An 11,288-nucleotide genomic window follows, 5' to 3' on the forward strand; every position below is an offset into this window, starting at 1 on the left:
TTTCTTAGAATACTATCTATAATCATCTTATGATTAGAAGAAATATTGAAGCAAAAATAAACAGCAGGCTTGGAAAAGGAAAGGCTGTAATTATTTACGGACCCCGCCAAAGCGGAAAGACCACTCTGGTAAATGAAATCCTGAAAAACAAACCGTCGGGTGACATTCTTTCTCTGAACGGAGATGAGATGGATGTGCGCGAAATCCTGTCGTCTTATTCATCGGCAAAACTCAAAGCGATTATAGGCAACAAAAAAATCATTTTTATCGACGAAGCTCAGCGCATAAAAGATATAGGACTCATAATCAAAATAATCACAGATAATTTCAAAGATATACAGGTGATTGCAACCGGTTCCAGTGCCTTTGAATTAATGAACAATATAAAAGAGCCGCTTACAGGCAGGAAATACGAGTTTAATCTGTTTCCATTGTCTTTTTCAGAACTCGCTGATAACCACGGACTGCTGGAAGAAACAAGAATGACGGATCATAGGTTGATTTTCGGCAGTTATCCGGAAATAGTGATAAATTCCGGTGACGCAGAAGAAAATCTCAAAATGCTTGCAGACAGCTACCTCTATAAAGATCTGCTTGCACTTGAAAATATCTCAAAACCGTATCTTCTGGAAAAAATTGTGAAATCACTGGCACTTCAGATAGGCAATGAGGTTTCATTCAGCGAACTGGCGCAAAACACAGGAACCAGCCCGGCTACCGCTGAAAAATACGTCAATCTGCTGGAAAAAGCATACGTTGTGTTCCAGCTCACCGCATTCAGCAGAAATGTCAGAAACGAAATAAAAAAAAGCAGAAAAATTTATTTTTATGATAATGGTATCAGAAACGCCGTAATAGGAAATTTCAGCACTCCTGAATCCAGAACTGACATAGGCGCTTTGTGGGAAAACTATCTTGTAAGCGAAAGGGCGAAAAGAAACAGTAACCTAGGGATATCATGTTCAAGCTTCTTCTGGCGAACCACACAACAGCAGGAAATTGATTATATTGAAGAAACAGAGGGAAAACTTAATGCGTATGAATTTAAATACGGAAAGAAAAAAGCCAGACCTCCCCTGACATTTTCAAACGCGTATCCGGAAAGCACCTTCACGGCGGTTTCAAAAGATAACTATTATGAATTTCTGACCTGAACAGGATCACCCCACATTAAGACTTGGGTTTAATCAAGATGTTAAAGCGGCTCAGGTTCAGAATAAACAGGGCGAAATGTCCCAGTGCTATCCCCGCGATATCTGCGGCTACATCTTCCGCAGATGCAGTGCGGAACGGCAGAAAGCTCTGCAATATCTCAATAAATATGCCGTATGCGATAAGCCTGCCCCACAAATACAAGGCTTTGCGATATGCATAGCAACCGACAAAAAACAGCATACCAAACGCCGCTGCGTGATTGACCTTGTCACCCCAGTCCGGATCCACCTGCGGAACGTGCAGAGGAGTGACAGCAAGCCACGTTATCACTGTCAGAAGCCCGTAAAACAATATCTTTGCATTTCTCATTTTTGTATTATACATGATAAACGGCTATACAAAAAGCGGATAATCCAATAATATGAGTACACGAACAAAGAGAGGGTTGAAATGAAGATTCTGCTCACAGGAACCGCCGGATTCATCGGATTTTACACTGTCAAAAAGCTCATCGCCTCAGGTCACGAGGTCGTCGGGATTGACAGCATAAACGATTATTATCAGGTGAGCCTGAAATATGACAGGCTGGCTCAGGACGGCATACCGGAAGAGAACATTGAGTACGGCAAACCTGTAAAATCTGAAACTCTCAAAGGCTATTCCTTCGTTCGGATGAACCTTGAGGACAGGGAAAACCTGCACAAACTCATGCAGGATCAGAAGTTCGACAAGGTCTGCAACCTTGCCGCACAGGCAGGTGTTCGCTACAGCATTGAAAACCCTTACGCTTATATAGATTCAAATATAGTCGGCTTTATCAACATCCTTGAAGGATGCCGCCACTTCGGCGTAAAGCACCTTATTTACGCTTCCAGCTCCTCCGTTTACGGAAAGAACACCGCACAGCCGTTTTCAACCCATCACGGCGCAGACCACCCAGTGAGCCTCTATGCCGCCACAAAAAAGGCGAACGAGCTTATGGCACACACCTACAGCCACCTTTACAACCTGCCGGCAACAGGGCTTCGCTTCTTCACGGTATACGGTCCATGGGGCAGACCGGACATGGCGATGTATAAGTTCGCTGAACTCATGCGCACCGGAAAACCGATAGATATCTATAATTTCGGGGATATGGAGAGGGATTTCACCTATATCGACGATATAGTGGAAGGTGTTTGCAAAGTGATCTGTTCCGATCAGAAGCCGAATCCCGAATGGGACAGCAATAACCCGTCACCGGATTCATCCGACGTACCCTATAAGGTGTATAACATCGGCAACAACAATCCTGTCAAACTTATGGACATGATAGAGATGCTGGAAAAAGCACTTGGAATGACCGCACAGAAGAACATGATGCCCATGCAGCCAGGCGACGTTCATAAGACCTATGCGGATGTTGACGACCTTATCCGCGATCACGGATACAGCCCGAAAACACCGCTCAGCGACGGCATTGAGCGTTTTGCATTGTGGTATAAGGGATACTACGGACTTTAATCTCTGTCGTAATCATCCTCAGCGCGGATGATATCGTCCTCGCCTGTATATTCCCCAACCTGCGCCTCAATGACAACCAGCGGTATCTTGCCCTCATTGGCAAGTCTGTGCATCTCGCCCATTTTGATATAAGTCGATTCGTTCGGACGAACCATAGTTGTTCTGTCGCCCACAGTGACGGTTGCGGTTCCGCTGACCACTATCCAGTGTTCACTTCGGTGCATATGCCTTTGCAGACTGAGTTTCTTGCCGGGTTTAACCTCTATGCGCTTTATCTTGTAGCCGTAGGTATTCTCAAGAACGGTATAAGTTCCCCACGGGCGGTAGGCGGTCATATGAATATTTGCAAGTTCAGGTTTTTCTTTTTTAATCCTTTGTACGATATCCTTCACTTTCTGGCTGGAACCCTTTTTGCATATCAAAAGAGCATCGTCAGTATCCACTACTATGGTATCCCTTACGTCGATGGTGGCGACATATTTATTTGATATGATAAGATTATTATCTTTATCGTTCTCAAGCTCGGCGGAGAGAGAATCAAAGCTTCCGACGTCGCTCCAGCCGAGGTCACTTACAACCACTTTAAGACAGTCGCATTTCTCTATGACGGAATAGTCTATGCTGTCTTCGGGTATTTTCAGCATATCTTCAACGGCAATACGGATATACTGGGAATTTGAAGCGTTCTCAAGGGCTGTTTTACAGCCGTCATATATCTCCGGCGCATACTTTTGAAGCTCCTCAAGAAATTTTCCCGCCCTGAAACAGAACATTCCGCTGTTCCAATAATAATTACCGCTGTTCAGATACGACTGAGCTGTGTCAGCGTCCGGTTTTTCCGTGAAACTGACAACGTTCTCACCGTCAACCTCGATATATCCGTAACCCGTTTCGGCAAAATCCGGTTTAACTCCGAAAACGACTATATTCCCCTGCTCCGCAAGTTTGGAAGCACGGGCGACCGCTTTTTCGTACTCTGCATGGTTTTTGATAAGGTGGTCACTGGGTGAAACCAGCACCATATCGTCCTCTTTCAGGGTCAGACACGCCAATGCTATGGCGGGGGCGGTGTTTCTGCCCACAGGTTCAAGCATGTATCTGGTGTCTTTTATGGCACGTTTATTCAGCTCTGAAGCGTCCATCTGATCGTGCGCCAGAAAAAAGTGGTCGATGTTTGATATAACGTAAAAATCGTCGCAAAAAGCGTTGTTGCGCTCAAGAACAAGTTGGAAAAGCGATTTGTTATTAATAAGTTTAGCAAACTGTTTAGGCATCAGGTTACGGCTTAAAGGCCAGAGCCTTGTTCCGGAGCCCCCGCATATAACAAGGTTTATCATGAACTTACCTCAATTTTGATATCAGAAACAGAATCCTACTTCGTTTCTTTTGATGTCAGCCTGCACCATCATGCTGCAAAGCTCTTCAAGGGTTGTGGCGGACTGCCAGCCCAGAATCGTTTTAGCTTTTTCGGGGTTTCCGATTAGAAGCTCGACCTCTGTCGGACGGTAAAATTTTGGATCCACCTGCACAACGGTTTTACCTGTGGAAGTATCCACACCTATCTCGTCTGCGCCGTGACCTTTGAATTCGATATCTCTGCCGACAACACTGAACGCCATTTTAACAAAATCCCTGACTGTCACAGTGCGGTTTGTGGCAAGAACGAACGTATCGGGTTTATCAGCCTGAAGTATTCTCCACATGCCCTCAACATAGTCCTTGGCATAGCCCCAGTCGCGCTTTGCGTCCAGATTTCCGAGACTGACGCATTCCGCTTTTCCGCTGATTATCTTTGCCACTGCATCGGTGATTTTTCTTGTAACAAACTCAAGCCCGCGAAGGGGTGATTCGTGGTTGAAAAGTATACCGCTGCTGCCGAATATGCCGTAGGCCTCGCGGTAGTTCACAGTCATCCAGTGGGCGTAAAGTTTGGCTATCGCATAAGGGCTTCTGGGATAAAATGGAGTTTTTTCAGACTGAGGTATCTCCTGAACCATACCGAACATTTCGGATGACGATGCCTGATAGAATTTTATATTAGGGTTAACGATGCGCACCGCCTCAAGAAGGTGCAGAGCGCCTATACCAGTTATCTGGGAAGTTGTCACCGGCTGTTCAAACGACACGCCTACAAAACTCTGTGCAGCAAGGTTATATATCTCATCCGGCTTCTGCGCGGCAACAAGCCTTATACTGTTCGGCTGGTCTGTCAGGTCATACTCCACCAGTTTCAGAGACGGATGCTTCAGAATACCAAGCTCCTCCAATCTCCAGAAATTCACCGACGAGGTTCTTCTGTATGTGCCGCATACCTCATAGCCCTTGTTTATCAGAAGCTCCGCAAGATATGCCCCGTCCTGACCTGTTATGCCTGTAATCACAGCTTTTCTCATATTTCCCCACAAATAATTCAAAAACACTATAGGTCTTTGATTGTACGTTAAATTAAGCACCTTTTCAACTTATCTTTGCCTGTGAACCATGGGGATTTTCTGTTGTCTTTTCATACAGAAGTATTAGTATGACATCTGTTGGAACTTAGCTTCCAAACCAATCGAAGGTGAAAAATGAAAATGAATTTTATCGACCTACAGGCACAGTACAAAAAATATAAGGACGAGATCGACGCTCAGGTACATCAGGTTCTGGATACCTCTGCTTATATCCTCGGACCCAAAGTAGCCGAACTTGAAAAAAATCTTGCCGAATTTACAGGCGTTAAACACGCCATCGCATGCAGCAGCGGAACCGACGCGCTCCTTCTCGCTCTCATGGCTCTCGACATCAAAGCAGGCGACGAGGTAATCACCTCTCCCTTCACATTCATAGCAACAGCAGAAATGATAGCTTTTGTCGGCGCCACTCCCGTTTTTGTGGACATCGACGAAAAAACATACAACATTGACCCAGCCAAAATAGAAGCCAAGATAACATGTAAAACAAAAGCGATCATGCCCGTGTCAATCTTCGGACAAACCCCCGATATGGATGCTATAAACGCCATCGGCAAAAAACATAACATACCCGTTATCGAAGACGGCGCACAGAGCTTCGGCGCTCTTTACAAGGGCAAACGCTCATGTGGAATGTCAGAAATCGGCTGTACGTCATTCTTCCCCGCAAAACCACTCGGATGCTACGGAGACGGCGGCGCAGTTTTCACTAACTGCGACGAGATGAATGAAAAAATGCGCATCCTTCTGAACCACGGACAGACAGAACGCTACGTCCACAGCCATGTCGGTATCAACGGCAGACTGGACGCCATTCAGGCAGGCGTGCTGAACGTTAAACTCAAATATTACAAAGAAGAGATAGAAACTAGGCAGGCTGTTGCAAAACGCTACGCAAACGGACTTAAAAACGTAGTTGTTCCCCATGTGGACAAAGACTGCGTATCGGTCTGGGCGCAATACTGCATCAGAGTTAAAGACCGCAACGCTATGATCAAAAAATGCGGCGATGCGGGCGTTCCCACAGCGGTTTACTACCCCATCCCCCTGCACCTTCAGAACGTATTCAAATACCTCGGATACAAAGAGGGCGATATGCCCGTTACCGAAGAGGTTTCCAAAGACATCATGGCTCTGCCTATGTCAGCGTTTCTGAAAGAGGAAGAACAGAAATTCGTTATCGAAACCGTTAACGCATAAAACAAAGGCGGGTCGCTCGACCCGCCTTTTCTATTTTCATCCTTTTATCTGTTTTCTTATCTCTTCCGCAATCTCAAGGGATTCAAGCCCGGCGTAAACATCCGAAGCCTGCGTTTTTTCTCCTCTGCAAAGTTTCAGGAAATCTGAAAGCTCAGCCTGAAGAGCATCATAAAGTTTGACCTCAACAGCTTCGTCCTTTGCCGTAAGAACGGCACCGTTAAGGTTCTGCTCTGCGGGGCGGTGAACCTTGACCTCGCGAACCAAAAGGTTGCAATCAATGAACATGTCCTCGCACGCAACGTTTATCTGGCGGATACGCTTCTCTGTTATACGGCTTGCTGTTATATCCGATACTCTACCGTTCTCATGTGTAACAAGCGCTCTGGCATATTCTATCACATCATTTTTCTGATGCCCGTGTGCAGTCACCCTTACCGCTTTGCCGTTAAGTCCAAGAGCAAGGTCTATATCATGTATCATAAGGTCGATAACGACGTCCACATCTGTGATGCGTCCGCTTGCAACCTTGTTTGAGCGGTTAAATTCGGCGCTGATAATGCTTTCACTATTCTGCATGACAGATTTAAGTGTTGCAACGGCCGGATTGTATCTTTCTATGAAACCAACCTGAATGTTGAGACCTTTTGCCTCTGCCAGCTTAACAACCTCTTTGGCTGTTTCCGCGCTGTCTGTAAGCGGTTTTTCAACGAATATGTTCTTAACGCACTCTGCGGCGCGTTTAATATAGTCGAAGTGAGTGAAGGTGGGTGTGACAATGACTACGCCGTCGACCTGTTTCATATCTGCATCGAGATTTTCAGAGACCCTTACACCATACTGTACCGAAAGTTTAGCACATGCCTCTTTATCAACATCGTATATGAACGCCAGTTCGGCATCTTTTAAAAGCATTATGTTGCGCAGATGGTTCTGCCCCATCCTGCCGATGCCGAGAAGTCCGATTCTGATTTTATCAGCCATATTCTCCCCCGTTATTTTATTATATATTTTATACTCTCATTTCACTTGCAAATCATCATTTTTCAGTTCATAACACATCTTAAAAACTATATATAATATTCATTAGTGAAAAAGCACATTAATTGCATACATATTTTGTTTTTTTACCTACCAATTATGGTATGATTAAAACGTTTACAGTTTTGTAAGTATTTGTTAGTATTTGAATGCAATATAGTGTTTAGGAAATTATAATGATATGTCTCGGTCGTAAATATATATTTAATGAATATGAACTCAAAGTAATAGAAAAATTATGTCCAGAGTTCTCAATTATTGATTACAATGAAAAGGAACCCAATTCAGTTATAGAAGAAATAGATGAGAGACTCAGCAAATCTGCAATCCGTATAGTAATTCTTAACACTGAGCATAAAGTTGACAACAATATAATTTCCTATCTGGTAAATCACAAAAACCAACCTTGCCGTCAAAGAATCAAAATAATTACACTGGAACACTTTATGGAGATGTATCTCAAAAAATGTTTAATTCCTGATGATAATATCTCTCTTGATTATCTTGATAATATCAGGTCTTACACTTTCAAGCAGTATATTACAAAACGACTAATAGACTATTTCTTCTGTTTAATAATATTCACTTTTGGAGCACTGTTCATAGGTGTCATTGCCTTTATCATCAAAAAACAATCTTCCGGAAAACTGTTTTTCAAACAAACAAGGGTAGGACTAAACGGAAAACTTTTCCAATGTTATAAGTTTCGCAGTATGCATGAAAATATGGAATATGACCCTTATACCAGAAAGGAAGATCCAAGAATTTTTCCGTTCGGTAAATTCATGAGAAAAGCAAGAATAGACGAGTTTCCACAAATCATTAATGTTTTCAAAGGGGACATGCACATGATAGGACCAAGAGCTGAATGGAATGTTCTAGTCAACGAATACGAAAAGGTTTTACCTTATTACAACGAAAGACATATTGTGGCTCCGGGGATAACCGGCTGGGCTCAAGTCAACTATCCTTATGGAGCATCTATTCAAGATACAAAACAAAAGCTTATGTACGACCTGTTTTTCATCAAACACTGGAGTATAAAACTTGAACTGTTGATAATTTGGCGAACGATGATAACTATCTTCAAACTTAAAGGGAGATGACCACGAATAAAACAACTTGCAAGTAAGAAGGTTCTCTTAGATTTCTGTATATTCTCTTAAGTATACTTTTGTGCATTGTTCTAGCTACAAAGCGTATGGCAACATTCCTAGCAAATTCAAAAAAATTGAGAAAGCCAATATTCTTTAATTCTTTCATAAACCTGTATTCAGCAACAGCATATCTGAGTCCGCTTCTTCTGACAAGTTGACCATAACCTGCTCTCATATTTACCAGCGGTTCTTGTATATTGAAAAAAATAGAACCATTCAGAAGCATTCTCACCCACAAATAATAATCTTCAAACCATATCATCGTCTGATAGCTACCTGCATTAAGAACAGCAGTTTTTTTAAACATCACCGCCGGATGGTTGACTGCACTGCGTACTTTAAAATATTTAAAAATTTCATCATGACTTTCAGGTATATTGCGATAAAAAATAATTTTGTGTTCGTCCTGATCAAACTCACTGACATTGCCACTGCAAATATCGACATTCATATGTTCAAAAACCGCAAGTTGTTTCTCAAATCTATCACTATAGGAAATGTCATCAGTATCCATACGGGCAATAAGTTCGTTTGAACATCTATCAATACCTATATTTAGAGCTCCACCCAGACCGATATTCTCAGGCAGTCCCACAATAATAAGTACATCGCTCAATATAACTTTCCATCTATTAATAACAGTTTCAAGTTGATCGTTCAAAGGTCCGTCTTTGACAAGAACAATTTCGTCAGGTTTCACAGTTTGCTCATTCCAAACTGAACGCATTGCCCTTTCAAAAAACTCAGGCTTTTCTTTATTGTATATTGACATTAATAACGAAAACTTCATTGTCCCATGCTCATAATTTGGTTTTCCAATTCATTTGTCCCGCCATTAAAATCATAATCAGGTGAGTACAATAATAATCTATTTGCTTTATCTATGCCAGCATAAAAATTACAAAAATGAACTTTTCTAGTTACAGCAATTGGCTCTGTCAAAGTGTGATTTCTAGGCGTTGCAAGATGTGCAAGCAACTCATTTTTCTTTATTGGCATAACAAAACGCTTTGATCTTAGTCTTTTTGCAAAAACTATAGGATAAGACAATGAACTCCCTAAAAAAGTTTCAAATAAAATACTAAATATAAAGTTAAAAACCTTGCTATTATGAAACTCATTGGAATTGGAAGAAGTGATACTACATTGCACATCTAAACCAATGGCTTTGAGTACCTGATTATGCGCTTTGTAAAAATCTTTCCATTTAACTGGTTCTTGTGAAGATATTATAAATTTATCGAACTTTATATCTGCCAGACAGCTTTTGTAAATTGCCTGAGCTACATCATCAACATACACAGCATTGCATATACAATTACCATTTTCAGGAAGTCTTATATTCGCGCCACGACAGGCATAAAACGCGTATCGGCTCCAGTTTCCACCTAATCCATAGACAACTGTGGGCTGAAGAATAATAATAGACGTCATATTCTTGCCTTCATCTATGAGTATACGTTCAATGCTCTGCTTTTCTTTAGTGTAGATATCATTATATGTGGAATAATCACAACTCTCATTCAGCTCACCTACGATATTATGGTCGTATACAGAAAAACTGCTTAGGTGTACAAGTTTTTGAATTTTATTTGCATCACAGGCTTTCAGAAGATTACGAATTCCTGTTATGTTATGTCTGTAACTATGATCAAAAGCACAATGCACAACAACGTCAACGTCTTTTGTTTTTTCTATCAATAATTCAGAATTATCCAAAGGGGCGTTTTCACTGCCCAAGGCAACTATCTCAAGTCTGTTCCTGTACAATGCGACAAATCTGCTCCCTATGAATCCATTCGCTCCTGTTACTGCTACTTTCATAAGTCCTTCTTTAAATATTCAGCCAATCTGCAAGCAAATGCTGAAATTGTGAATCCGTTATTTACATTTCCTGCGGTCGTAAAGATTGAACCATCGCAAATATATAAGTTATCCAATCCAAAAACTTTCAGATTTGCATTTACAACACCATCATTCTCACCGTTACCAATTCTGGCTGTCCCAACATGATGGATAGCAGAGGTAAATATATCTTCCCAATTAAAATCATTGATAGTGTGGGTAAATTTATAACTTTCCCGAGGAAATAACTCTGTGAGCAATAATTTAAACCAAACCCTCATCGAATCAATATCATATTTTGTAACTTGCCAGTTGACGCGGCTTATAGGGTATCCCCATTTATCTTTTTGATCAGACAATGTCACGCTGCTGTCAAAATTTGGTATCTGTTCTGTGACAAAGAAAAGATCTGCATATTTAAACGTGACGTTCAAAGAAAACTTATATGCAAGTATCTGGCGAACGACATTGGGATTTGTTATAACCTTCCACACATCCGTCAGCGAAACTTTTCCGTCTTTAAAAGATAACAGAGACAATTTAATTTTTTCAGATTCGTTGTCGATTCCTTTCACAAAAGAAGGACGCAGGTAAAAATTATTGTTGGGCAATGCAAGCTGTTTCTGCTTCTCTTCAGTCATTTCAAAGCCAGTTTTGATCTTGTTATTGCTACTGTACTTTGTATCCGAATATATCGGATATTTATCAGGCTTCAGAAACTCTATCTGGCAAAGATTTCCCATAGGATGATCCATCAGATATCGACCGATATTTCTGTTAGAGATATTTGAATTCAGCAGCAGCCTTGGTGTTTCCCTGTATACAGAAGTTTCCAGTTCTTCTGTATAATCTAAGGCGATTGCTTTAATGGTATTTACTGCAAGTCCGGTTTCGTTTGCGAGTAATGTAAAGGTGTTGTTAAAGCACCTTGCTTGAA

Annotated in this window: 11 protein-coding genes; 4 read left to right on the plus strand and 7 right to left on the minus strand. The window is 41.7% G+C overall.

The annotated features are described in order from the left end of the window. The first annotated feature begins 29 nt into the window (after positions 1-29). On the plus strand, positions 30-1,154 hold the full coding sequence (locus LRY47_RS13730) for an ATP-binding protein (RefSeq protein WP_295226392.1): 1,125 nt from the start codon (positions 30-32) through the stop codon (positions 1,152-1,154). A 16-nt stretch (positions 1,155-1,170) separates the two neighbouring features. On the opposite strand, the gene LRY47_RS13735 is transcribed toward LRY47_RS13730, so the two are convergent. Then, complete coding sequence (locus LRY47_RS13735) at positions 1,171-1,539, minus strand: VanZ family protein (protein ID WP_295226394.1); 369 nt, start codon at positions 1,537-1,539, stop codon at positions 1,171-1,173. 66 nt (positions 1,540-1,605) lie between these two features. Here LRY47_RS13735 and LRY47_RS13740 point away from each other — a divergent pair, with 66 nt between their 5' ends. Next, positions 1,606-2,658: an NAD-dependent epimerase gene (locus LRY47_RS13740; protein ID WP_295226396.1), complete on the plus strand. Its 1,053-nt coding sequence runs from the start codon at positions 1,606-1,608 to the stop codon at positions 2,656-2,658. On the opposite strand, the gene LRY47_RS13745 is transcribed toward LRY47_RS13740, so the two are convergent. Beyond that, positions 2,655-3,995 (minus strand): mannose-1-phosphate guanylyltransferase/mannose-6-phosphate isomerase, encoded by a 1,341-nt coding sequence (locus LRY47_RS13745; protein WP_295226398.1) that lies wholly within the window; start codon positions 3,993-3,995, stop codon positions 2,655-2,657. The two genes, LRY47_RS13740 and LRY47_RS13745, sit on opposite strands and share 4 nt — an antisense overlap. Positions 3,996-4,016: 21 nt before the next feature. Further along, the gene (gene gmd, locus LRY47_RS13750) at positions 4,017-5,051 is read right to left on the minus strand and encodes a GDP-mannose 4,6-dehydratase (RefSeq protein WP_295226400.1); all 1,035 of its coding nucleotides are present in this window, start codon (positions 5,049-5,051) and stop codon (positions 4,017-4,019) included. 174 nt (positions 5,052-5,225) lie between these two features. Between gmd and LRY47_RS13755 the strand changes: the two genes are divergently transcribed. Beyond that, positions 5,226-6,311, plus strand: coding sequence for a DegT/DnrJ/EryC1/StrS family aminotransferase (locus LRY47_RS13755; protein WP_295226402.1), 1,086 nt, complete (start codon positions 5,226-5,228; stop codon positions 6,309-6,311). 36 nt (positions 6,312-6,347) lie between these two features. On the opposite strand, the gene LRY47_RS13760 is transcribed toward LRY47_RS13755, so the two are convergent. Next, on the minus strand, positions 6,348-7,292 hold the full coding sequence (locus tag LRY47_RS13760) for a Gfo/Idh/MocA family oxidoreductase (protein WP_295226404.1): 945 nt from the start codon (positions 7,290-7,292) through the stop codon (positions 6,348-6,350). Positions 7,293-7,525: 233 nt separating this feature from the next. Here LRY47_RS13760 and LRY47_RS13765 point away from each other — a divergent pair, with 233 nt between their 5' ends. Continuing rightward, a complete protein-coding gene (locus LRY47_RS13765; protein WP_295226406.1) occupies positions 7,526-8,455 on the plus strand; it encodes a sugar transferase in 930 nt (309 codons plus the stop codon). Here LRY47_RS13765 and LRY47_RS13770 read toward each other — a convergent pair. From LRY47_RS13770 to LRY47_RS13780, 3 genes are all read right to left on the minus strand, one after another. Further along, complete coding sequence (locus LRY47_RS13770; protein ID WP_295226408.1) at positions 8,442-9,296, minus strand: glycosyltransferase; 855 nt, start codon at positions 9,294-9,296, stop codon at positions 8,442-8,444. The genes LRY47_RS13765 and LRY47_RS13770 overlap by 14 nt on opposite strands. Further along, entirely contained in the window at positions 9,293-10,330 is a 1,038-nt protein-coding gene (locus LRY47_RS13775) for an NAD(P)-dependent oxidoreductase (RefSeq protein WP_295226409.1), read from the minus strand. The genes LRY47_RS13770 and LRY47_RS13775 overlap by 4 nt, the downstream gene beginning before the upstream one ends. Further along, positions 10,327-11,288, minus strand: a 962-nt coding sequence (locus tag LRY47_RS13780; protein WP_366043870.1) for a GMC family oxidoreductase, incomplete at its 5' end; no start/stop codon positions are given. The genes LRY47_RS13775 and LRY47_RS13780, both read right to left, overlap by 4 nt.

This window comes from Seleniivibrio sp., assembly GCF_021209385.1.
Lineage (GTDB): Bacteria > Chrysiogenota > Deferribacteres > Deferribacterales > Geovibrionaceae > Seleniivibrio.

Coding starts and splice junctions, on each gene's coding strand:
- LRY47_RS13740 (WP_295226396.1), top strand. CDS start 1,606: ATGAAGATTCTGCTCACAGGAACCGCCGGATTCATCGGATTTTACACT.
- LRY47_RS13760 (WP_295226404.1), bottom strand. CDS start 7,292: ATGGCTGATAAAATCAGAATCGGACTTCTCGGCATCGGCAGGATGGGG.
- LRY47_RS13755 (WP_295226402.1), top strand. CDS start 5,226: ATGAAAATGAATTTTATCGACCTACAGGCACAGTACAAAAAATATAAG.
- LRY47_RS13770 (WP_295226408.1), bottom strand. CDS start 9,296: ATGAAGTTTTCGTTATTAATGTCAATATACAATAAAGAAAAGCCTGAG.
- LRY47_RS13765 (WP_295226406.1), top strand. CDS start 7,526: ATGATATGTCTCGGTCGTAAATATATATTTAATGAATATGAACTCAAA.
- LRY47_RS13745 (WP_295226398.1), bottom strand. CDS start 3,995: ATGATAAACCTTGTTATATGCGGGGGCTCCGGAACAAGGCTCTGGCCT.
- LRY47_RS13735 (WP_295226394.1), bottom strand. CDS start 1,539: ATGTATAATACAAAAATGAGAAATGCAAAGATATTGTTTTACGGGCTT.
- gmd (WP_295226400.1), bottom strand. CDS start 5,051: ATGAGAAAAGCTGTGATTACAGGCATAACAGGTCAGGACGGGGCATAT.
- LRY47_RS13730 (WP_295226392.1), top strand. CDS start 30: ATGATTAGAAGAAATATTGAAGCAAAAATAAACAGCAGGCTTGGAAAA.
- LRY47_RS13775 (WP_295226409.1), bottom strand. CDS start 10,330: ATGAAAGTAGCAGTAACAGGAGCGAATGGATTCATAGGGAGCAGATTT.